The organism is Streptomyces sp. NPDC048462 (assembly GCF_043200175.1).
Classification (GTDB): domain Bacteria; phylum Actinomycetota; class Actinomycetes; order Streptomycetales; family Streptomycetaceae; genus Streptomyces.
The window spans coordinates 58,409-80,210 of sequence record NZ_JBICXG010000010.1; the positions used below are offsets into that span (position 1 = coordinate 58,409).

General features: G+C 71.9%; 13 protein-coding genes and 1 pseudogene. 4 read left to right on the forward strand and 10 right to left on the reverse strand.

Annotated elements, in window-relative coordinates:
- Positions 1–60 precede the first annotated feature (60 nt).
- Complete coding sequence (locus ACGFU6_RS18480) at positions 61–1,365, forward strand: SGNH/GDSL hydrolase family protein (RefSeq protein WP_393611989.1); 1,305 nt, start codon at positions 61–63, stop codon at positions 1,363–1,365.
- Positions 1,366–1,460: 95 nt separating this feature from the next.
- Here ACGFU6_RS18480 and ACGFU6_RS18485 read toward each other — a convergent pair whose 3' ends face one another.
- From ACGFU6_RS18485 to ACGFU6_RS18495, 3 genes are read right to left on the reverse strand one after another with little or no spacing between them, the layout of a single operon-like run.
- Positions 1,461–2,003, reverse strand: a complete 543-nt coding sequence (locus ACGFU6_RS18485; RefSeq protein WP_393611991.1) for a GntR family transcriptional regulator — start codon at positions 2,001–2,003, stop codon at positions 1,461–1,463.
- A 42-nt stretch (positions 2,004–2,045) separates the two neighbouring features.
- Positions 2,046–3,371 carry an MFS transporter gene (locus ACGFU6_RS18490; protein WP_393611993.1) on the reverse strand — a complete coding sequence of 442 codons (1,326 nt, stop codon included), beginning with the start codon at positions 3,369–3,371 and terminating at the stop codon, positions 2,046–2,048.
- Positions 3,368–4,084 (reverse strand): ArsR/SmtB family transcription factor, encoded by a 717-nt coding sequence (locus ACGFU6_RS18495; RefSeq protein WP_393611995.1) that lies wholly within the window; start codon positions 4,082–4,084, stop codon positions 3,368–3,370. Before ACGFU6_RS18495 ends, ACGFU6_RS18490 begins: the two co-directional genes overlap by 4 nt.
- 130 nt (positions 4,085–4,214) lie before the next feature.
- Between ACGFU6_RS18495 and ACGFU6_RS18500 the strand changes: the two genes are divergently transcribed.
- The gene (locus ACGFU6_RS18500; protein ID WP_393611997.1) at positions 4,215–5,663 is read left to right on the forward strand and encodes an ATP-binding protein; all 1,449 of its coding nucleotides are present in this window, start codon (positions 4,215–4,217) and stop codon (positions 5,661–5,663) included.
- 39 nt (positions 5,664–5,702) lie between these two features.
- Here the strand turns inward: ACGFU6_RS18500 and mfd are convergent, their stop codons facing one another.
- From mfd to ACGFU6_RS18515, 3 genes are all read right to left on the reverse strand, one after another.
- Positions 5,703–9,236: a transcription-repair coupling factor gene (gene mfd, locus ACGFU6_RS18505; protein ID WP_393611999.1), complete on the reverse strand. Its 3,534-nt coding sequence runs from the start codon at positions 9,234–9,236 to the stop codon at positions 5,703–5,705.
- 329 nt (positions 9,237–9,565) lie between these two features.
- Entirely contained in the window at positions 9,566–12,145 is a 2,580-nt protein-coding gene (locus ACGFU6_RS18510) for an ABC transporter permease (RefSeq protein WP_393612000.1), read from the reverse strand.
- The gene (locus ACGFU6_RS18515; protein ID WP_393612002.1) at positions 12,142–12,930 is read right to left on the reverse strand and encodes an ABC transporter ATP-binding protein; all 789 of its coding nucleotides are present in this window, start codon (positions 12,928–12,930) and stop codon (positions 12,142–12,144) included. The genes ACGFU6_RS18510 and ACGFU6_RS18515 overlap by 4 nt, the downstream gene beginning before the upstream one ends.
- Before the next feature lie 509 nt (positions 12,931–13,439).
- Between ACGFU6_RS18515 and ACGFU6_RS18520 the strand changes: the two are divergent.
- Positions 13,440–14,918: pseudogene (locus ACGFU6_RS18520) on the forward strand (MFS transporter).
- Positions 14,919–14,979: 61 nt separating this feature from the next.
- Here ACGFU6_RS18520 and ACGFU6_RS18525 read toward each other — a convergent pair.
- Positions 14,980–16,434 carry an MFS transporter gene (locus ACGFU6_RS18525; protein WP_393612003.1) on the reverse strand — a complete coding sequence of 485 codons (1,455 nt, stop codon included), beginning with the start codon at positions 16,432–16,434 and terminating at the stop codon, positions 14,980–14,982.
- Positions 16,435–16,730: 296 nt separating this feature from the next.
- Here ACGFU6_RS18525 and ACGFU6_RS18530 point away from each other — a divergent pair, with 296 nt between their 5' ends.
- Complete coding sequence (locus ACGFU6_RS18530; RefSeq protein ID WP_393612005.1) at positions 16,731–17,186, forward strand: MarR family winged helix-turn-helix transcriptional regulator; 456 nt, start codon at positions 16,731–16,733, stop codon at positions 17,184–17,186.
- 39 nt (positions 17,187–17,225) lie between these two features.
- Here the strand turns inward: ACGFU6_RS18530 and ACGFU6_RS18535 are convergent, their stop codons facing one another.
- The 3 genes from ACGFU6_RS18535 to ACGFU6_RS18545 form a co-directional block, all read right to left on the reverse strand.
- Positions 17,226–18,119, reverse strand: a complete 894-nt coding sequence (locus tag ACGFU6_RS18535) for a cellulose-binding protein (protein ID WP_393612007.1) — start codon at positions 18,117–18,119, stop codon at positions 17,226–17,228.
- A 210-nt stretch (positions 18,120–18,329) separates the two neighbouring features.
- Entirely contained in the window at positions 18,330–20,810 is a 2,481-nt protein-coding gene (locus ACGFU6_RS18540; protein ID WP_393612009.1) for an SUKH-4 family immunity protein, read from the reverse strand.
- Between the two features lie 5 nt (positions 20,811–20,815).
- Positions 20,816–21,793, reverse strand: a complete 978-nt coding sequence (locus ACGFU6_RS18545) for an SMI1/KNR4 family protein (protein ID WP_393612011.1) — start codon at positions 21,791–21,793, stop codon at positions 20,816–20,818.
- Positions 21,794–21,802 lie beyond the last annotated feature (9 nt).

Below are 21,802 nucleotides of genomic sequence, written 5' to 3' on the forward strand. Positions count from 1 at the left end.
GACCGTGTCGTGCGCACGTGATCGGCGACATGGGCTTCAAAAGACGACAGGGTGGGGAACATGAGAACCACGCACGCAGCACGGCGCACGGCTGTCACGGCGCTGACCACAGCCGCACTGGCGGTACTGCCACTCACCGGCGGGGAAGGGCTCGTCGCGCCGGCACACGCCGCGCCGGCCCGCACCGGCGCCCCTGCGCAGCAGGACCACGGGCAGTGGCAGGGGGGCTGGGCGACCTCGCCGCAGGCACCGGCCGCGCCCTTCGGGCCGAACTGGTCGCAGCAGGGCTTCGCGGACCAGACCGTACGCCAGGTGGTCCGCGTCAGCACCGGCGGAACCCGGGCCCGCGTCGAACTGTCCAACCGCTACGGCAGCATCCCGCTGCGGATCACCGGCGCGACCGTGGCCCGTACGGACGACGGGGCCTCGGTCAGGCCGGGCTCGCTCCAGCAGCTCTCCTTCGGGCGGCACCGCTCGGCGACCATCGCGGCCGGGTCCGAACTGACCAGTGACGCGCTGCCGTTCAGGACCCGGGCGCTCGAATCGCTGACCGTCACCCTGCACCTGGCCGGGCCGACCGGGCCGGCCACCTTCCACCTGATGTCGTCGGCGACGAGTTACCGGGCGCAGGGCGATCACCGTGCCGACCGCGGCGGAGCGGCGTTCACGGAGACCAGCGAATCCTGGTACTACCTGACCGGCGTCGAGGTCAGCGGCGGCGGAGCCCCGCGCAGGAACGGGGTCGTGGCTTTCGGCGACTCCATCACCGACGGCGTCGGGTCCACCCCGAACGCGGACAACCGCTACCCCGACGAGCTGGCGGAGCGCTTCGCGGCCACCGGGAAGCCGCGCAGCGTCGTCAATCAGGGCATCGCCGGGAACCAGGTCACCAACGACATGGACTGGGCCGGGGAGAAGGGCGTGGCCCGCTTCCGCAAGGACGCGCTCGGCGAACCGGGCGTGGGCACGGTTATCGTGCTGGAGGGCATCAACGACATCGGGGCGAGCGGCACGGGCGCCGTGGGCACCCCGAGCCCCGAGGTCTCCGTCGCCCAGCTGATCGCCGGACACCGCTCACTGATCCGCCAGGCCCACGCCAAGGGCATCAGGGCGATCGGCGCGACCCTCACCCCCATCGGCGGCTCGTCCTACGACAGCACCGCCAACGAGGCCAAGCGGCAGGCGGTCAACGACTGGATCCGGACCTCCGGCGCGTACGACGCGGTGGTCGACCTGGACCTGGCCGTGGCCGACCCCACGGACCCGGCCAGGATGACCCCCACCTACGACTCGGGCGACCACCTCCACCCGAACGATGCGGGCTACCACGCGATGGCCCGGTCCCTGGACCTGACCGGCTTCTGACGCCTCGCCACCGCACTCGGGCCCCGCTGCCGGCGGCGGGGCCTGGTCGGGGCGGGCCGGGCCTCGTCTGGCGGGCCGGTCGGGTCGGGGCGCAGTCATCCGATCCTGATCTCGTACCGCAGCTTCTGGCGTCGCGGCGGCATCGCCATGACGTCTGCCTGAATGGCCCTGCCAGAGTCGTCCAGAGTGAGCCGGGTGAGTTGCAGCACGGGTTCCCCTTCCGCCAGGCGCAGTTGTTCCCGCTCGTGCCCGGTGGCCGGCCGCGCGGTCACTTCTTCCCGTACGCAGACGCCCACATGCCCGAGCTCCGCGAGGAGCCTGACCGCCCCGCCCGCGATCTTGCTGGTACCGGCAAGTCCGGTGCCGCCCGCGATGTCCACGGGATAGTACGTGTCCGTCAACTCGCACGGCTCACCGTCGAGATACATGACCCTGCGCCGGGCGATGACGCGCTGCCCGGCAGACAGCCTCAGCAGCTCAGCGACCTCATCCGGTGCCTCGACCTCACCCGCCTGAACGATGCGCTGACTGCCCCGACGCCCCTCGGCGGCGGCCTCCGCACCCCACGTGTCACCTGGAGCTCCGGAAGTCGCGGCGAGATAGGGCACCGAAGAGCTGATCCACTCACTGCCGCCCATACCGTTCTCCTCCGTAACCGACACCGACACCAGCCTGCCGCATCACACGGCCTGCCGACTCCCGCTGCCCCCGTTCGCGATCCCGTCCCCGATGACGCCCGCAAGCGTCTCCGGGTCCAGTGAGCGGATCCGGGGAATCGGGGAAGGCAGCAGCCAGAGCAGCGACAGGGCTCCCCCGACGGCGGCCACCAGGAGTGTCGGTCGCAACCCGACGAGCGTGGCGAGCAGGCCGCCGACGATGGCGCCGACGGGGCGCGTCCCGTAATTGACCGTGCTGTACGCACCCGCGACCCGGCTGCGCATGTGATCGGGGATCACCGCGGCCTGGAGGGAGTTGAGGTTGACGTCGAACAGCATGACGCCGAAGCCGGCGAGGAACTGCGACGCGGCGAGCGCCCCCGCGCGGAGCCAGAGCGGGCCGTCCGCCGCGGCGGCGATGGCGATCGGTGCGGGGAAGAGCACGGCGCCCACGGCGATGCTGCGCCCCATGCCGAGCCGTCGTGAGATCGCGGGAGCACACACCGCGCCGAGCAGGCCACCGGTCGCGCCGGCCCCGAGGGCGAGGCCGATCACGCCTGCCGACAGTCCGAGGCTCCGGCTGGCGAACAGCACGAGCAGGCCGCTGCCTCCGACGAAGGTGAAGAAGTTGACGGTGGCCGCGCAGCCGAGGCTCGCCCGCAGCACCGGGTGACGGACGACGAACGCCAAGCCCTCTCTGGACCGCCGCAGCAGTGAGGACGCTGCGGCGCCGGGGGCGGCCGCCGGCGGTTCCCCGACCCGGACCCGGCCGATCAGGACCGCCGACACCAGGAAGCTCAGGGCGTCCACCACCAGGGCGACGGGCGCGGTGAGCGCCTGGACCAGCGCGCCGCCAATCGCCGGGCCGGCGACATAGGACGCCGAACGGCTGGCGCTGAGCTTGCTGTTCGCGTCGACGTAGGAGGCACGCGGTACCAGCCGTACGAAGAACGGCGGATAGGCCGTGTTGAACAGCACCCCGGCGGCGCCCGTCAGCAGGGCCGCGGCATACAGGTGCGTGAGCGTCACCGCCCCCAGCAGCTGGGCCGCGGGCAGGCTCAGCAGCACCGCGGCGCGCACGAGGTCGGCGAGGATCATCAGACGGCGTTTGCGCGCCTGGTGGTCCACCCAGGCGCCCAGGAGGATCGCGAGCAGGTTGGGGGTCCAGATGAGCGCGGTCAGCCACGCCACCTGGTTGGCCGAGGCGTCCAGCGCGCCGATCGCTATCAAGGGCAGGGCCAGCTCGGTGATCCGGTCGCCGAACTGCGAGACCGAGTTACCGGCCCAGAAGCGGGTGAACCGACGATCGCGCCACAGGGATATCGCGGGTGGCAGGTCTGCGCCGCTCACGGCTTCCGCCGCCCTGCCCGGCGGCCTGCCTGCCGCTCTTCCCGGCGGTCTGCTTCCTGTGTCCTGCGGCCCGCCTGCCGTTCCTCCTGTTGGTCCGCCTGCCGGCCCGCCCCAGCCCGGCCCTGTTCTCCGGCTGTTTCCGGCAGGACGTAGCGCATCAGCCGTACGCCACGGCTTCCGGCGGGCCGGTCGGCCGGGTCGCGCGTGACGTACGGCGCGAGAATCCGCTCGATCCCGTCCTGGATGGCCGCGAGTTCCTCGGCCGAGACCGTGACACGGGTGTCGGCCAGCCCGGCCGGGCCGCGCCATGCCGGATCGAGTACGGGCTCGACCTCATCGGCCCAGCGGGCCGGGGCGTCCGCGTGACGCAGAAACATCTGCCGCGACAGTTCGCGCGCCGCCGACCGGCCCTCGACGTCCGCCGGGTCCTGCGGCTCCGCGAAGCGGAAGCCCCGCGCCACCGCCTCCCACCGCCGCTGCCGGCGGTCCGGGCCGGGTTCGGCGTCGCGGACCAGCCCGAAGCTCGCGAGGTGGCGCAGGTGCCAGCTGGTCACCGACGGGGTCGCCCCCACGCCCGGTGAGAGTTCGGTGGCGGTGGCCGGCCCGTCCCGGCGCAGGTGATCGAGGATCGCCAGCCGTACCGGATGCGCCAGGGCCCGCATCGCCTGCGGATCAGTGATCTCGATATCGCCCATGCGATTACTGGAGTGCATGACGCGAGAGCATCCTCTCACAATGCGTGAGAGTCAACTCTCACATCACTACCTCACTAACATTCATGCGTGCATGTTTCATCTGCGTATGATTCATCCATGTATGTTTAGCTGTAAAGGAGGCAGACCCATGGGTTTCTACGGCCGCCGACGCACGCTCACCGAGCTGGCGCAGCGCACACTACGCATCCGCGAAACCGGAACCGGGCAATTGCTCGCCGTGCGCGGACGCCGCCAGGTGGGGAAGTCCCGGCTCTTCACGCGCTTCGTCGAGCAGTCGGGGCTGCCTTACCTCTACTTCTCCGCCGTGAAGAACGCACCGGCGGCCCTTCAGCTCCGGACGTTCACCGCCGAACTGCACACCTCGACCACTCCGCTCACCGACGCCGATTCGCTCTTCTCCGCTCCTCCCACCGACTGGCGGGACGCACTGGGCAGGATCGCCGTCGCCTGTCGCGACACCCCCTCCGTCGTCGTCATCGACGAGTTCCCCTGGGCCGCCGAAGCCGATCCGGCCCTGGAGGGGCAGCTCCAGAACGCGTGGGACCGGCACCTGGAGAACACTCCCGTTCTCTTCGTACTGATCGGCTCCGATGTCGCGATGATGGAACGGCTGACCGAGCACGACAGGCCGCTCTACGGCCGGGCCAGGAGCGTCACCGTGGCGCCCTTCGACCCCGCCGAGTGCGCCGAGGCCCTGGGGGACGGCACGAACGGCAGGAACGCGCTGGACGCTTTCGATACCGCGCTCATCACCGGCGGCTATCCGCGCCTCGTCCTGGACCGCGCACGCGCGCGCAGCACCCGGGCGTTCGTGCACGAACAGCTCGGCGACGAGAACAGTGACCTGGCGGTCATGGGGCAGCGGTCGCTCGACGCGGAATTTCCCGATGTCCAGCAGGCCCGGCGCGTCCTGTCCGCGATCGGAGGAACCGAGGTCGGGCTCAGCACCTTCACTCAGGTCGCCGGAAGGATTCCGGAGGAGGGGGTGAGTGCGCACACGGCGGTCACCAGGGCCATAAAGGTGCTCGCCGACAAAAGAGTGGTCAGCGTGGACGTTCCTGTGGGTGCGCCCGCGAGGAGCAAGCTGCGGCGCTACCGCATCGACGACCCGTACCTGCGCTTCTGGTTCCGCTTCATTGAGGAACAGCGGGCCCACATCGCGCGCGGCAGGGCGGACATCGCCCGCGCCTCCTTCGACCGGGGCTGGCCGAGCTGGCGGGGCCGGGCCGTCGAACCGCTCGTACAGGAGGCGGTGTACCGGCTCAGCCCGGATTTGCCGGGGCTGGAGGGCGGCGGGCCGGTCGGAAGCTGGTGGAACCGCGGCAACAGCCGGGAGTACGACATCGTCGTCCCCGCCGCATCGGGGAAGCGCGTACTCCTTCTCGGCTCGGTCAAGTGGCGTGAGGCCAAGCGCTTCAGCGACCGTGAGCTGTCCGGGCTCGCCGAGGCCCGGACAGCCGTGCCGGGTGCGTCGGCGGCCCCTCTGCTGGCCGTGTGCCCGGCGGGGGTCGAAGAGGGCGTCCGCCCGGACCTGACGCTCAGTCCTGCGGATCTGCTGGCCGCCTGGCGCACCTGAGGGATCCCCTCCGGGGCTCCCGCCCCGCGGCCCGCCCCCTCACGACCCCAGGATCGTCGTGAGGAACTCCCCCGTCCACGCCAGGAGTTCGCGGCCCACCACCGGCTTGCCGCCGATCCGGCCGGCCGTCGGGCGCGGGACCAGGATCTGGTGGAGGGCCGGCTTGATGATCGTCTTGGGGTGGAGGCGCTTGAGGCGGAGCTCCTGCGACTCGCGCAGTTCCACCGGGGCGAAGCGGATGTTCTGGCCCTGGAGCACGATGTCGCTGACGCCGCAGGCGCGGGCCAGCATGCGCAGGCCGGCCACCAGGAGGAGGTTCTCGACCGGCTCCGGGAGCTTGCCGTAGCGGTCGGTGAGCTCCTCGCGGACCGCCCGGATGTCCTCCTCCGAGGTGGCCGAGGCGATCGAGCGGTAGGCCTGCAGGCGGAGCCGCTCGCCGGGGGCGTAGTCGTGCGGGATGTGCGCGTCGACCGGGAGCTCGATCTTGACCTCCAGCGGCGCTTCCTCCTCCTCGCCGCCGCCCTCCAGCGCGGCCCGGTAGCCGGCGACCGCCTCGCCGACCATGCGGATGTACAGGTCGAAGCCGACGCCCGCGATGTGGCCCGACTGCTCGCCGCCCAGCAGGTTTCCGGCGCCGCGGATCTCCAGGTCCTTCATGGCCACGTACATGCCCGCGCCCATCTCGGTGTGCTGGGCGATCGTGGCGAGGCGCTCGTGGGCCGTCTCGGTGAGCGGCTTCTCCGGCGGGTAGAGGAAGTAGGCGTAGCCCCGGTCCCGGCCCCGGCCGACCCGGCCGCGCAGCTGGTGGAGCTGGGAGAGGCCGAAGTTGTCGCCGCGCTCCACGATCAGGGTGTTGGCGTTGGAGATGTCGATGCCGGACTCGACGATCGTGGTGGAGACCAGGACGTCGAACTTCTTCTCCCAGAAGTCCACCACCACCTGCTCCAGGGCCTGTTCGGACATCTGGCCGTGTGCCGTGGCGATCCGCGCCTCGGGGACGATCTCGCGCAGCCGGGCGGCGGCCCGGTCGATCGACTCGACTCGGTTGTGGATGTAGAACGCCTGGCCCTCGCGGAGCAGTTCGCGGCGGATGGCCGCGCCGATCTGCTTCTCCTCGTACGGGCCGACGAAGGTGAGGACGGGGTGGCGCTCCTCGGGCGGGGTGGTGATCGTCGACATCTCGCGGATGCCGGTCACCGCCATTTCGAGCGTACGGGGGATGGGCGTCGCGGACATGGTGAGGACGTCCACGTTGGCGCGGAGCTTCTTCAGCTGCTCCTTGTGCTCGACGCCGAAGCGCTGTTCCTCGTCGACGATGACCAGGCCGAGGTCCTTGAACTTCGTCTCGGACGAGAAGAGCCGGTGGGTGCCGATGACCAGGTCGACGGAGCCCTCGCGCAGCCCTTCGAGCGTCGACTTGGACTGGGCCTCGGACTGGAAGCGGCTCAGCGCCCGTACGTTGACGGGGAACTGGGCGTACCGCTCGGTGAACGTGCCGAAGTGCTGCTGGACCAGGAGGGTCGTGGGGACGAGGACGGCGACCTGCTTGCCGTCCTGGACCGCCTTGAAGGCCGCGCGCACCGCGATCTCCGTCTTGCCGTAGCCGACGTCGCCGCAGATCAGCCGGTCCATGGGGACGGACTTCTCCATGTCCTCCTTGACCTCGGCGATGGTGGAGAGCTGGTCGGGCGTCTCCGCGTGCGGGAAGGCGTCCTCCAGTTCGCGCTGCCAGGGGGTGTCCGGGCCGAAGACGTGGCCGGGGGCCGCCATCCGGGCCGCGTAGAGCTTGATCAGGTCGCCGGCGATCTCCTTGACGGCCTTCTTGGCGCGGGCCTTCGTCTTGGTCCAGTCGGCGCCGCCGAGCCGGTGCAGGGTGGGCGCCTCGCCGCCGACGTACTTGGTGACCTGCTCCAGCTGGTCGGTCGGGATGTAGAGCCGGTCGCCGGGCTGACCGCGCTTGGCGGGGGCGTACTCGACGAGCAGGTACTCGCGGGTGGCGCCCTGCACCGTGCGCTGCACCATCTCGATGTAGCGGCCCACGCCGTGCTGCTCGTGGACGATGTAGTCGCCCGTCTCCAGCGTCAGTGGGTCGATGCTCTTGCGGCGGCGGGCCGGCATCCGGCCCAGGTCCTTGATGGCGGTGCGCTGGCCGGTCAGGTCGGTCTCGGTCAGGACGGCGATCTTGAGCTCCGGGTCGACGAAGCCGTAGTCGATGGCGCCGCAGGAGACGTGCACCAGGGACGGCGAGATCTCGCCCAGGTCCGCGTCCAGCCGGGCCGGGATGCCCTCGCCGCCCAGCACCTCGACGGTGCGCGAGGCGAGGCCCTGGCCCTCGGTGACGTACACCGTGCGCCAGCCGTCGGCCAGCCACCCCTTGGTGTCCGCGAGCGCGCGGGCGGTGTCGCCGCGGTACGCCTCCGGGGCGTGCATCCGGAGCTTGAGGGTGTCCTCGTCCAGGTCCTCGCCGGCGGCGAACGGGGAGATCGACCACCACATCATCTCCAGCTCGCGGGCCCGGTCGCGGACGTCCGCGATGCCGCGCAGCGAGGCCGCGCCGACGTCGATCGGGGCCTCGCCGCCGCCCGCGGTGGCCGCCCAGGAGGCCTCCAGGAACTCCTGGCTGGTGGCGACCAGGTCCGCGGCCCGGGTGCGGACCCGCTCGGGGTCGCACACGACGGCCATCGAGCCCTCGGGCAGCACGTCGATCAGCAGCTCCATGTCATCCACGAGGACCGGGGCGAGCGACTCCATGCCCTCCACCGCGATGCCCTCGGCGATCTTGTTGAGGAGTTCGCCCAGCTCGGGGTGTTGTTCCGCGAGTGCGGCGGCCCGTTCGCGGACCTGGTCGGTCAGCAGCAGCTCGCGGCAGGGCGGCGCCCACAGCCCGTGGTCGGCGATCTCCAGGGACCGCTGGTCGGCGATCTTGAAGTAGCGGATCTCCTCGACGTCGTCGCCCCAGAACTCCACCCGGAGCGGGTGTTCCTCGGTCGGCGGGAAGACGTCCAGAATGCCGCCGCGCACCGCGAACTCGCCGCGCTTCTCGACCAGCTCGACCCGGGAGTACGCGGCGGCGGCGAGCGCCTCGACCGTCTCCCCCAGGTCGGCGCTCTGGCCGATCCGCAGCGCCACGGGCTCCAGGTCGCCGAGCCCCTTGACCTGCGGCTGGAGCACGGAGCGCACCGGCGCGACGACGACGGAGACCGGCCCGGTCTCCGGGTCGTCCTGCCTGGGGTGCGCCAGGCGCCGCAGCACGGCGAGGCGGCGCCCCACGGTGTCGGAGCGGGGCGAGAGCCGCTCGTGCGGCAGCGTCTCCCAGGACGGGTACTCCGCGACCGTGTCCGGCGGCAGCAGCGTGCGCAGCGCCGCCGCGAGGTCCTCGGCCTCGCGTCCGGTGGCGGTGACGGCGAGCACGGTCCGTCCGGCGTCCCTGGCCAGCGCGGCGACCGCGAAGGGCCTGGCGGCGGGCGGTCCCACCAGGTCGATGTGCATCCGGTGGCCGTCCCCGGCGGCCTGCACCGCTTCGGACAGTGCCGGGTCACGTACGACGACATCCAGCAGACCGTGCAGGCTCATGAAGGGCTTCCGTCCGGGTAACGAGGGCGAGGGTCCGGCAGCCGGCTGCTGCCAGGGGGCAACGCGAAGGGCCCGACACGTGCGGAGGGCGGTTTCCGGCATGATCCAGGAACCGCCCCCCGGGCGGGCCGGGGTGCTGTCCAGCGTACGACTCCGCTCGGACAGCCGCTCCCGCGATCGGTGCGGGAGCGCCCCGTACGGCCTGATTCCGTGCCCCGGTACGGGCCGCGTGCGGCGGCCGGGGACACGGGTCCGGCCCCGGGACGTCGGAGGGACGTCCCGGGGCCGGGGGTTTTTCGCTCTGGGGTGTCTGCGGGGTGAGCTCCTCCTCACCCGTCCGTGGCGATGGCGTTCAGGACGTTCATCCGGCCGGCCCGGAACGCGGGGACCAGAGCGGCGAACAGTCCGACGAAGGCCGAGGCGACGAAGACCGTGATGATGGTCGGCCACGGGATCTCCAGGACGCCGAGCCCCTCCAGTGCCAGCAGCTTCTGGGCCGAGGTGCCCCAGCCCATCCCCAGCCCGAGGCCGAGCAGGGCGCCGAACAGGGCGATGACCACGGATTCCAGCCTGATCATCCGGCGCAGCTGGCGGCGGGAGAGGCCGATGGCGCGCATCAGGCCGATCTCCCGGGTCCGCTCGACGACCGAGAGGGCCAGGGTGTTCACGACGCCGAGGACCGCGACGATGATCGCCAGGGCGAGCAGGCCGTACACGATGTTCAGGAGCTGGCCGATCTGGTCCTTCAGGTCCTGCTTGAAGTCGGCCTGGTTCTGCACCTTGTACTGCGGGTACTGGGCGAGCGAGCTCTTGAGGGCGGCGTAGGCCTCCTTCTCCTTGCCGTCCTGCGCCTTGGCGAACATGATCACGTTCTTGGGCATCTTGTCGGCGGGGACGTATCGCTCGGCGGTCGCGGTGTTCAGGTACATGGCGCCCTGGTCGACGCTCGTGTCGTCCGAGGTGATCGCGGCGACCTTCAGCTTCGCCGGTTCGCCCGCCTTGAACGCGACGGTGACCGTGTCGCCGACCTTGATCCCGTGGGCGGTGGCGTACTCGTCCCCGACCGACATCGCGTTCTTGCCGTAGGCCGCGTTGAGGTCACCGGCGACGGTCTCGCGCCGCAGGTCCTGCGGGTATGTGGGGTCGGCGGCGGTGACGTGCTCGTCCGTCGTCGAGCCGTCGGGGTTGGTGAGCTTCGCGCCGAGGACCTTGTAGTTGGTGACGTGTTCGATGCCGGGTGCGGTCGTCAGCGCCTTCGCGGCCTGCGGAACGATCAGCTGGCCGGTGGCGGACTGCACGATGAAGTCGGCGCCCACGGACTTGTCCAGCTCGTCGGTGGCCGAGGCGACCATGGAGGAGCCCACCACCGAAAGGCAGGCCACCAGCGCGAGGCCGATCATCAGGGCGGCGCCGGTGGCTCCGGTGCGGCGCGGGTTGCGCAGCGCGTTGCGCTCCGCCAGCCGGCCGACCGGTCCGAACAGCCGCAGGACGACGACGCCGAGCGCGCGCACCACGACACCGGCGAGCAGCGGGCCGATCACGATGAACCCGATGAGGGTGAGGACCACGCCCAGGCCGAGGAAGAGCGAGCCGTCGCTCGACTTGTCCGCCTGGGTGGTCGCCCACAGCGCCGCCGCGCCCCCGCCGGTGAGGACCAGGCCGATGCCGGCCCTGATCCAGCCCGACTTGGCGTCGGCCGGGGTCCCGGAGTCGCGCAGGGCGGCCATCGGGGAGACCTTGCCGGCCCGGCGGGCAGGGATGTACGCGGCGAACACGGTGACGATGATGCCGAGGGCGAGGCCGACCACCGGGGTCGTCCAGGCGATGGTGAGGTCCTGGGTGGACAGCTCCATGCCCACCGCGCCCATGACCTTCATCAGGCCGACGGCGAGGCCGACCCCGGCGGCGACGCCGAGGAGCGATCCGACGATGCCGAGCAGCACCGCCTCCAGGAGCACGGACCGGTTGACCTGCTTGCGGCTGGAGCCGATGGCCCGCATCAGGCCGATCTCGCGGGTGCGCTGGGCGACCAGCATCGAGAAGGTGTTGACGATCAGGAAGATGCCGACGAGGAAGGCGATCCCGGCGAAGCCGAGCATCGCGTACTTCATGACGTCGAGGAACGAGCCCATGGAGTCCTTGTTGGAGTCCGCGGCCTCCTTCTGGGTCTGGAGCTTGTACGCGGCCGAGCCGTCCAGCGCGGTGGCGACATTCCGCTTCAACTGGACGTCGTTGACGCCTGGTTCGGCGGTGACGGAGATCTGGGTGAAGGCGTCGCGGGCGCCGAGCAGCTTCTGCTGGGCGGTGGCGGTGTCGAGGTAGACGATCGCCGCGCCCGGGTTGGTGACCTTGAAGGCGGCGATGCCGCTGATCTTCGCCCGGACGTCGCCGGTGACGGCGATGGTGCGCAGTTCGTCACCGAGCTTCAGGTGGTGCTTGTCGGCGGTGTCGGCGTCGACCATGACCTCGGTCGGGCCGCGCGGTGCGTGGCCCGAGGTGATCTCCATGGAACGCAGGTCGTTGCGCGTCCAGTTGCCGGCGATCGTGGGGGCGCCGCCCTCGGAGCCCATGTTCTTGTTGTGGCTGTCGACGACCGTGACGGCCATGCTGGAGACGGCGCCCTCGGCCTCCTTCACCCCGTCGGCCTTCTCGACCCGCGCGACGACGGAGGCGGGCAGCGACTCGGGCTTGCCGTTCTCCGGGGTGTCGTCGACCTTGGCGGACTTCGGACTGACGGTGACGTCGGCCGACGTCGCGGCGAAGAGCTTGTCGAACGTGGTGTTCATCGTGTCGGTGAAGACGAGCGTGCCGCACACGAACGCCACCGACAGCAGGACGGCTACGGCGGAGAGCGCCATCCGCCCCTTGTGCGCGAAGAAGTTGCGCATGGAGGTCTTCCAGACGGTCATGAGGTCCGCCCGCGCGCGTCGAAGTCCTTCATCCGGTCCAGCACCTGGTCGGCGGTGGGGTTGAGCATCTCGTCGACGATGCGTCCGTCGGCGAGGTACAGCACCCGGTCCGCGTAGGAGGCGGCGACCGGGTCGTGGGTGACCATGACGATGGTCTGGCCGAGCTCGTCCACGGACTTGCGCAGGAAGTCGAGCACCTCGGCGCCGGCCCGCGAGTCCAGGTTCCCGGTCGGCTCGTCACCGAAGATGATCTCCGGCTGGGCGGCGAGTGCCCGCGCCACCGCGACGCGCTGCTGCTGGCCGCCGGAGAGCTCGGTCGGCCGGTGCTTGAGGCGCTCGGAGAGGCCAACGGTCTCCACGACCTGGCGCAGCCAGGCGGCGTCCGGCTTGCGGCCGGCGATGTCCATCGGCAGCGTGATGTTCTCCAGCGCGTTCAGCGTCGGCAGGAGGTTGAAGGCCTGGAAGATGAACCCGATCCGGTCACGCCGGAGCTGGGTCAGCTTCTTGTCCTTGAGGCCGGTGATCTCGGTCTCCGAGAGGTGGATCTGGCCGGAGGTCACGGTGTCCAGACCGGCCAGGCAGTGCATCAGCGTCGACTTGCCGGAGCCGGACGGGCCCATGATCGCGGTGAACCGGCCGCGTGCGATGTCCACATCGACATGGTCGAGGGCGACGACCCGGGTCTCTCCGACCCCGTACGCCTTGACGACCTGCCGCGCCCGCGCAGCAACAGCCGTACGCCCTCCAGTGCCTTCGTGCCTGGGAATGGTCACAGCCGTTGTCACGGTTTCTCTCCTATGTCGGTCAGCGCCGAATGGTCGCTGTCTGCCCTGAAGTCTGTCGGCACGAGGGGGTCCGGCGCGCTGGTGCCCAGCGCAGTCTTCGGGTGGGGTTTTCCCCACCCCGCCCCCTGCGGTCAACCGCCCCTGTGGTGTGTGAAACACGCTACGGAGAGGGCCCGGCCGGGCACGTCGTCCGCCGGGAGGAACGGTCCCTGCACAGAAGTAGGGAGCTCCCCCTAGGGGTCTCGGCCCCCGGGTGGAGAGGTCTCTCAGGGGCTCCGCCCACGGGTCCACGCCTCCGGGTGGAGGCCACCGGGCCGCGCATGCGCGGCTGTTGCCGTCTGCTCCGGGAGAGCCGCAGGTGAGACAGTGTCGGAAATTACGTGCATGGGGAAGGGAAGCCGGTGAGCGGCGCGGGCGGCGGCACGGAAGCGATATCGGGGTCGGGGCGGGGCGGCTCCGGGCCCTCCCCCGCAGGACCGCGCGGACGCGGCCCCGTCGTCGCGGCCCTGATGCTGTGCATGGCGCTGTCCGCCATCGACGGCACCATCGTCTCCACCGCGGTCCCGCAGATCGTCGGGGACCTCGGCGGGTTCTCCGTCTTCTCCTGGCTCTTCTCCGGCTATCTGCTGGCCGTGACCGTCACCCTGCCGGTGTACGGGAAGCTGTCCGACACCTTCGGCCGCAAGCCGGTCCTGATCGCCGGCGTGATCCTCTTCCTGTTCGGCTCGGTGCTCTGCGCCGCCGCCTGGAACATGGCCGCGCTGATCGCCTTCCGGGTCGTGCAGGGCATCGGCGGCGGCGCCCTCCAGGGCACCGTGCAGACCGTCGCGGCGGACCTCTACCCGCTCAGGGAACGTCCGAGGATCCAGGCGAAACTGTCCACGGTCTGGGCCACTTCGGCGGTCACCGGACCGGTGCTCGGCGGGCTGTTCGCGGTGTACGCGGACTGGCGCTGAATCTTCCTGATCAACCTGCCGATCGGGGCGGTGGCCCTGTGGCTCGTGGCCCGGCACCTCCACGAGCCGTCCCGGGTCCGCCGCGCGGCCGGCGCCGCCCGTCCCCGGATCGACTGGGCGGGCTCCCTCGCGGTCTTCGCGACGGGCGCCCTGCTGCTGACGGCGCTCGTCCAGGGCGGGGTCGCCCGGCCCTGGCTGTCGGCGCCGTCCCTCGGCCTGCTGGGGGCGACCGCCGTGCTCGCCGCGCTGACCGTGTTCATCGAGCGGCGGGCGGCCGAACCGGTCATCCCCGGCTGGGTGTGGCGGCGGCGCACCATCGTCGCCGTCAACCTCGCGCTGGGCGCGATGGGTCTGCTGATGGTCGCGCCGGCCGTGTTCCTGCCCACGTACGCGCAGTCGGTGCTCGGTCTCGGGCCGATCGCCGCCGGTTTCGTGCTCTCGGTGATGACACTGAGCTGGCCGGTGTCGGCGGCGCTCTCGAACCGGGTCTACAACCGCATCGGCTTCCGCCGCACCGCGATCACCGGCATGTCCGGCGCCCTGCTGGTCCTGCTCGCCTTCCCGTTGCTGCCCTACCCGGGGCGGGCCTGGCAGCCCGCGCTGAGCATGCTGCTGCTCGGCGCCGCGCTCGGGCTCTTCCAGCTCCCGCTGATCGTCGGCGTCCAGTCGACCGTCGGCTGGTCCGAACGCGGTACGACGACGGCTTCCGTACTCTTCTGCCGGCAGCTGGGCCAGAGCATCGGCGCCGCGCTCTTCGGGGCGGTGGCCAACGGCGTCCTGGCCGCCCGGCTCGCCGCGGCGCCCGTCCCCGGACTGCCCGGCGACCTGGACTCCGTCTCGCACGCCCTGGACAACCCGGGAGCGATGGGCGCGGCGGCGACGGACTACCTGCGGCGGGCCGTCGACGCCGCCGTGGACCGGGTCTACCTCGGTGCCGCGGCGGCCGCCGTCGTCGCCCTGCTGGTCCTGGTGTTCGTGGCCCCGCGCCGCTTCCCGGTCCTCACCGAGGAGCCGGACGGCGCTCCTCGGTGAGCCGGGCGTGGGGCGGGCGTGAGCCGGGCGGGCGGCGGGCTCCCGGACGGCTGTGCCGGGGTCAGCCCCTGGCCGGCGCCACCTCGGGCGCGGCGATCGCGTCGGCCTTCTCGTCGGCGGCCGGGCCGCGAACGGCCGGGATGAACGCCGAGATCACCGCGGCGACGACGGCGACACCGCAGCCGAACATCAGGCCGGTACGGAACCCGGCCTCGGAGGTGAAGCTGAAGCCGCCCGCCTCCGTCGTCATCTGCGAGAGGACCGCGCCGATCACCGCGGCGCCGATCGAGGTGCCGAGCGCGCGCATGAGGGTGTTGAACCCGTTGGCGGCGGCGGTCTCGGAAGCCGGGACGGCGCTCATGATCAGCGCGGGCATCGCGCCGTAGGCGAGGCCGACACCACTGCTGCTGACCATCAGGAAGAGCATCAGACCCCAGGCGGAGCCCATCAGGAGGATGCCCAGGCCGTAGGCCGCGGCGATGACCACCACCCCGGAGATCAGGGTGAACTTGGGGCCGCGCGCGTCGGTGAGCTTCCCGCCGAACGGGGACACGATCATCATCATGACGCCGCCGGGCGCCATCCACAGGCCCGCCGCGAGCATCGACTGCCCGAGTCCGTAGCCGGTGGCCTCGGGGAACTGAAGCAGCTGGGGCGCGATCAGCATGCCCGCGTACATGCCGAAACCGACGAAGAGCGAGGCGAGGTTGGTGATGAGCACCCGGGGGCGGGCCGTGGTGCGCAGATCGACCAGCGGGTCCTTGGTCCGCAGTTCCCAGAAGCCCCAGCCGATGAGAACGACGACGGCAGCGGCGAAGAGACCGACCGTCGTCGTGGAGGTCCAGCCCCACTCGGCGCCCTTGGAGACGGCGAGGAGCAGGCAGACCAGGCCGACCGCCAGGCCGAGGGCGCCGGGCACGTCGAAACGCTGGCCCTTGGCGCCGGCCGGGACGTCCGGGATCAGGAACCAGATCAGTGCGGAGATGGCGAGGGCCAGCGCCGCGGAACCCCAGAACAGCACCCGCCAGCTCGCGTACTGGGCGACCGCCGAGGCGATCGGCAGGCCGAGGGCGCCGCCGATGCCGAGCGATGCGCTCACCAGGGCGATGGAGGAGCTCAGCTTCTCCTTCGGCACCACGTCACGCAGCAGGGCGATACCGAGCGGCACCATGCCCATGCCCATCCCCTGCAGACCGCGTCCGATGATCATCGGTACGACGGAGGACGCGAGGGCGCACACCACGGAGCCGACGAACAGCGGCACCGCGCACACCAGCAGCATCCGGCGCTTGCCCAGCAGGTCACCCAGCCGTCCGGAGACCGGCACGCACACCGCCGAGACCAGCAGGGTGACGGTGATCACCCAAGTGGCGTTGGAGGAAGACGTGTTGAGGAGCTGCGGCAGCTCCGCGATGAGCGGCGTGACCAGGGTCTGCATGACCGCCGCCACGGTGCCGGCGAACGCGAGCGTCGCGACCACACCGCCCGTTCTGGCTGTCGGCTGGGGGGCATCCATGAGGAGGAACTCCTAGGGGGTCGTCGTCCGGTCCGCCGGACTGTCCGCCCGGCAGTTCACTGGACTGTGCGCAGGACGGCCCGCTGGACAGTTCGCCGGACAGTCCGCCTGATATCGATGTGCATCGTACATGCCTAATGTGTCATACACACTACGTGTTAGATGCATGCCGCATGAGAACATGAGCCGGCGCCCACCGTTCGTGCGTACGACATCCGAGCGCACGCCGCTTGAGCGCGAGCTGTATCCGGCCCGCGAACTGACCCCGGCACAGGAGAACAGGAGGCCGCGCAGACATGGCCAGGCCCACGGACGAAGTGGAGTACGAGCAGATGCTGCTCGCGCGGCACGACCTCGCCCACCACCGGGGCGGACGGCACAAATACGCCCTCATGGAGCGCAGCGCCTACATCCTGCTGAGCCGCATCCGGATCCAGGGCCCCATGTCCAACGGCGAACTGAGCGAGGCGTTCGGCCTCGACGCATCGACTCTCAACCGCCAGACCGCGGCGGCCACCCGCGCCGGGCTGGCCGAACGCATCGCCGATCCCGGCGGCGGCATGGCCCGCAAATTCCGGATCACCGACAAGGGCGCAGCCCTGCTCGACCAGGAGCGCGAACGGGTCGTACGCGCCCTGGACCAGATCATGGACGACTGGCCGGACGAGGACATCGCGGCCTTCGCCGACTACCTCAAACGCTTCAACAGCGGCATCGAGAACCTCTCCAAACAGCCCTGGCCGCGCCCCTGACCCGGCACGGCCCGAGCAGCCCCCAGCCCCTCAGCCCCCTCAGTCCCCCGCCGGGGTCACCCGCCCGGTGAGCGCCGCCAGCGAATTGCGTACGTGCGCCATGTGCGCCTGCACCTCCTCGCGACCCTCCTCGTGCTCGCGCAGCACCCGCTCCGTCTCCCGCGCCACCCGCTCCGCGCGGACCCGGGCGGCCCCGACCAGTTCGGCACCCCGCGCCTCGGCGTCCTCCTGACCGTGCCGCGCGGCCTCCTCCTCCTCGGCCAGCGCCCGCCGCGCCTCGGCCAGTACGGCGTCCGCCCGCCCGGTCAGCTCCGCGTGCCGCGCCGACTGCTCCGCCTCGGCGTCCGCGAGCTCCTGCCCGGCCGCCTTCCACCGCTCCGCGTGCTCCTGCTCCTGATGCGCCAGCACACTCGCCGTCCGGCTGCGGGTCGCCTCCATCGCGGCATCCGCCTCCTCGCGCACCCCTGCCGCCTCCAGCCGGGCCGCCGTGAGCGCCTCACCGGCCACGCCCTCCGCCTCCGTCGACACCCGCTCCGCGTGCTCCACCGCGGCCGTCCACATCGCCTCGGCGTCCGCACGGGCCGACTCGCGCAGGGCCCGCGCCGCCGCGTCCGCCGCGTCCCGCGAGGAGTGCGATTCCTCCAGCGCGGCGCCCCGCACCGTCTCCGCCTCGCCCTCGGCGAGCGCCAGGATCTGCTGCGCCCGCTCGCCCAGCGACGCGTAGTCCTGCGGCGCCAGCACGGCGACGGCCTCGTCCAGCCGGGCCGACTCCGCGATGAGCGTCTCCGCCAGCGCCGTCAGCCGCGCCACCTGCTCCTGGGCCCCGTCCCGCTCGGCGGACAGCTCCGCCACCATGCGGTCCACCTGCTCCGGACGGTAGCCACGTCCCCGCACACCATCGAAGCCGTGCGCGGACACCGGTGCAGAACTCATCCTTGACGCCTCTTTCCGACTCTCCGGGCCCGACCATCGAGCAATACGTCAAGGATGCGGCAATTGGCTGAGAAGTCGGAATCCATTCGATGCTTTCCGGACGGAAGCGACGGGCATCACAGACGACGAAGGCGTGGTGCCCCGCCCCCAGCAGGGACCCTGCCGGGAACGGGGCACCACGCCCCATGACGTACTACGGATGTTCGACGATCAGATCAAGCCGTCCCACATCTGCTCCAGCAGCACCGACCACCAGCTCTCCGGCGACGCGAGCGCCGCCGGGTCCAGCGCGACGAGCTGCGCCTGGAAGTCGACCGTCCACCGGCCGGCCTGCTCCGGATTGAGCCCGTACCGCAGCCGCCACATCCGGCCCAGCAGGGCCAGCGACCGGGTGAACTCCGGCAGCCCGGTGTTCACGAACTGCGGCGCGACCGACTGCCCGCCGGGCCCCGCCTCCACCGGCACGGCCACGATGTTCGCCGTCCCGTACTGCACACAGATCGCCCGGCCGAAGTCCGAACCCATCACCAGATACGAGCCCGCGTCGGGCGCCGGCTGCACCTGCCGCTGCGCGGCCAGCTCGGCCAGCGTCGGCACCACGGGCTGGCCCGGCTGCGCCCAGAAGAACGGCCCGAAGTCGGCGGGCAGCCCCGCCCAGACCAGGGTCCGCGCCACGACCTCGGGCACCCCCTGCCGGGACACCGCACGCTGATCGAAGCGCAGCACCCCCTGCGGACCGAAGGTCTGCAGCAGCTCCTCCGCGACCGCCTCCGGCGGCACCGGCATCGCCGGCGGCAGCTGCGGCAACGGCGCCCGGACCGGCGCCGGCCGCGCCGGTCCGTCCGCGACCTGGTGCAGCTCGCCCTGATGGGTGAGCAGATGCTGCATGCCCTGCTGCCGGCTGGCGTGATCGGTGCCGTACGGGGCGACGCTCGTGATCCGCACCTGCGGCCAGGTCTCCCGGATCATCCGGGCACAGTAACCACCGGGCAGCTCACAGGACTCCAGCTCCGTGTGCAGCTCGATGACCTGCTGCGGCGGTACGTTCATCGCCCGCAGCTCGTGCAGCATCTGCCACTCGGGGTGCGGGGTGCCGGGCGCCGACCGGCGGATCAGCTGCTGCTCGCTGCCGTCCGGACCCCGGTAGCGCAGCACGGCCTGGTAGCCGGGGCCTACGGTCGGCTGCCCGGCGGGCGCCTGCGGATACCCGTACGCCGCTGGCGGCGGGGTGTGACCGGGTGGCGGGAGCTGACCGGGGGCGCCCCCCATCGAACCGCCCGGCGGACCCGGCGGACCCGGCGGACCCGGCGGCCGAGGAGCGGACGGGCCCATCTGCGCCGGACCCGCGAGCATCGTCGCCGCGTGGTGCACACCGGCACCGGGCGGCGGGGTCGCACCAGGAGGGCCGGGCGGACCGGGCGGACCGGGAGGCTGCGGCGCGCCAGGAACGCCGGGCGGACCGGGCGGACTCGGCGTCTGCGGCGCGCCAGGAACGCCGGGCGGACCCGGCGGCTGCGGAGCCGGCGGACCCACCTGGCCCGGGGACGCGAACATGGTGGCCGCCTGATGCACGTCACCGCCGGGCGGCGGCGTCGCACCGCGCGGAGCGGGCGGGCCGGGCGGGCCGGGAGGCTGCGGCGCACCGGGCGGGCCCTGCTGCGGCGCGAGCTGCGTCGGCATGTACCCGCCCGCCGGGGCGCCGGGCGCACCCGGTCCCGAGGGCGGCGGAACCCGCGCACCCGGCAGCGCACCCGGAACACCGGGGGCACCGGGCGGCGGCGGGGTCGTCGAACCCCCACCGCGCGCACCACGCGGCGAAACGGCCGCCTTGCTGGTCGCCTCCTGCGAGATGTCCGCGGCACCGGGAACACCAGGCGCACCCGGAGCACGAGGAGCGCCCGGAGCAGCCGGCCCCTGAGGTGCGGAGCTCTGCGGGTCGAGACCGGGCACGATCGCTGTCCGGGGCAGCTGGCTGCCCCCGGACATCAGCGCGGTCGGCGCCTCGGCCGACACCACCCTGGGCGGCTCCTCCTCGTCGTCCGCACCCGAGAGCGGCGGCGCGAACACCGTGGCGGGCAGCGCCACCTGCCCCTCGTCGGAACCGGCGTTGGTATCGGTCCCGGCCCACGGGGTGGCCCCCACGGGCGGCTGCGGCGAGGACGCCGGAACCCCCGAATACGCGGTGGGCTCGTACGCACCCCGCCCGTCCGACGGAGGAGAAGGAGAAGGAGAGGGAGTCGGAGCAGAAGGGGAAGGAGCCGCGGGGGCGGCCGCCTGCGGCTCCACCCGGTCCCCGGCACCCTCCGCGCGCCGGTCCGGAATGCCGAGCTTGTCCGCCGCGTCCTGGAGCCACTCCGGCGGGCTCAACAGGAACGACGTCTGATTCAGATCGATGCGCTGCGGCGGCTCCGGGGCGGCCTGCGCCACATCCGTGACGCCGTACTCCTCCTCGTACCGCCGGATCACCTCACCGACCGGCAGACCGGGCCACAGCGTCGCCTCACCGCTGTCCCGGGCGATCACCAGCCGCTGCCGGCCCCCGTCCGAGACGGGACCGTTCTCCCGGTCCTCGGCCCAGACCACGAAACCCAGCTCGAACTCACGCACCCGCACCTCACGGTGCTGATAGCCCGGAACGTCGCCGTTGACCCACTCGTCCGCGCGCTCCTGCGCCTGCGCAAAGGTCACCATCGCGCTCACCCCTCCACCGGGACGGCGCGCGCGAAGCCGCCGTCCACCATCAGGTTCGCCACCGTCTCCAGCTCCGGCGGATTGCCCGCGAGACGCTGCAGAAAGGCATCGAAGTCCGCACCGCACGGCAGCAGCAGCCGGTCCACCCGCTCCTGGACGCTCCAGCCGTCCTGGTCCCGCGCGTCGTCGTACGCGCAGAACCAGACCGAACCGATGCCCTGGCCACGGACCTTCACCGCGAGAATGCCGCCCTGGACGAAACCGACGCCCAGGTAGTCCTTGGTCAGATGGTCCCGCAGGCACTTGTTCACGTAGACCAGGTCGTTCACGGCGGCCTCGTCCCGCACCGTGAAGAACGGCTGGTCGACCAGCAGCCCCAGCTCCGCGTCGAGCGCCGCACCCACCGGGGCCGAGCCACCGGCCGCCTTCAGGAACGACCGGTAGGCGCCCGGCAGCCGGTAGCCGAGATCCTCCTCGACGCCCTGAATCTGCTGCTCGCCCACCGCCACGGCCCCCTTCGGGAGCCGGAAGTGCGCGGGCCGGGTCTCCTGCAGCGGCCGCGTGCCCCGCTTGTTCTGGTCCACCGCGGTCGTCGCCAGCCCACCGTGATGCCGCAGCAGCGCCTTCACCTCGACCGGGACCAGCTCCATCCGCCGGCCACCCGGCACGTGGTGCCAGGTCCAGCCGTGCGGCGTTGCCACCGCCGGAATCGTGTCCCACAGCTCATGGCCGGTGGCCGCCAGCGCAGCGTTCGCCGACACGTAGTCCGTGAGCCGCAGTTCGTCGACGCCGAAACCCTGCGGGGGCTCGGCGATCTCCGCGGCGGCGCGCGCATACGGCCCGAACTCCGGACAGCCGTTCCCGTCCATGCGCACACCTCTGGGGTGGCGGGACGCCCGGACCGGATCCGGGAAGTGCACGAGCTGCCCTGCGTAGGCCCCGTTCGGTGGCGCGGCTTGCTGCCCGAGCCGACCTGTCGTCATGGCGGTTGC

What these genes read in the sequence shown, in the direction of transcription:
- ACGFU6_RS18480 (WP_393611989.1), top strand. Translation starts at nt 61, where the DNA reads ATGAGAACCACGCACGCAGCACGGCGCACGGCTGTCACGGCGCTGACC.
- ACGFU6_RS18485 (WP_393611991.1), bottom strand. Translation starts at nt 2,003, where the DNA reads ATGGGCGGCAGTGAGTGGATCAGCTCTTCGGTGCCCTATCTCGCCGCG.
- ACGFU6_RS18495 (WP_393611995.1), bottom strand. Translation starts at nt 4,084, where the DNA reads ATGCACTCCAGTAATCGCATGGGCGATATCGAGATCACTGATCCGCAG.
- ACGFU6_RS18500 (WP_393611997.1), top strand. Translation starts at nt 4,215, where the DNA reads ATGGGTTTCTACGGCCGCCGACGCACGCTCACCGAGCTGGCGCAGCGC.
- mfd (WP_393611999.1), bottom strand. Translation starts at nt 9,236, where the DNA reads ATGAGCCTGCACGGTCTGCTGGATGTCGTCGTACGTGACCCGGCACTG.
- ACGFU6_RS18510 (WP_393612000.1), bottom strand. Translation starts at nt 12,145, where the DNA reads ATGACCGTCTGGAAGACCTCCATGCGCAACTTCTTCGCGCACAAGGGG.
- ACGFU6_RS18525 (WP_393612003.1), bottom strand. Translation starts at nt 16,434, where the DNA reads ATGGATGCCCCCCAGCCGACAGCCAGAACGGGCGGTGTGGTCGCGACG.
- ACGFU6_RS18530 (WP_393612005.1), top strand. Translation starts at nt 16,731, where the DNA reads ATGGCCAGGCCCACGGACGAAGTGGAGTACGAGCAGATGCTGCTCGCG.
- ACGFU6_RS18535 (WP_393612007.1), bottom strand. Translation starts at nt 18,119, where the DNA reads ATGAGTTCTGCACCGGTGTCCGCGCACGGCTTCGATGGTGTGCGGGGA.
- ACGFU6_RS18540 (WP_393612009.1), bottom strand. Translation starts at nt 20,810, where the DNA reads ATGGTGACCTTTGCGCAGGCGCAGGAGCGCGCGGACGAGTGGGTCAAC.
- ACGFU6_RS18545 (WP_393612011.1), bottom strand. Translation starts at nt 21,793, where the DNA reads ATGACGACAGGTCGGCTCGGGCAGCAAGCCGCGCCACCGAACGGGGCC.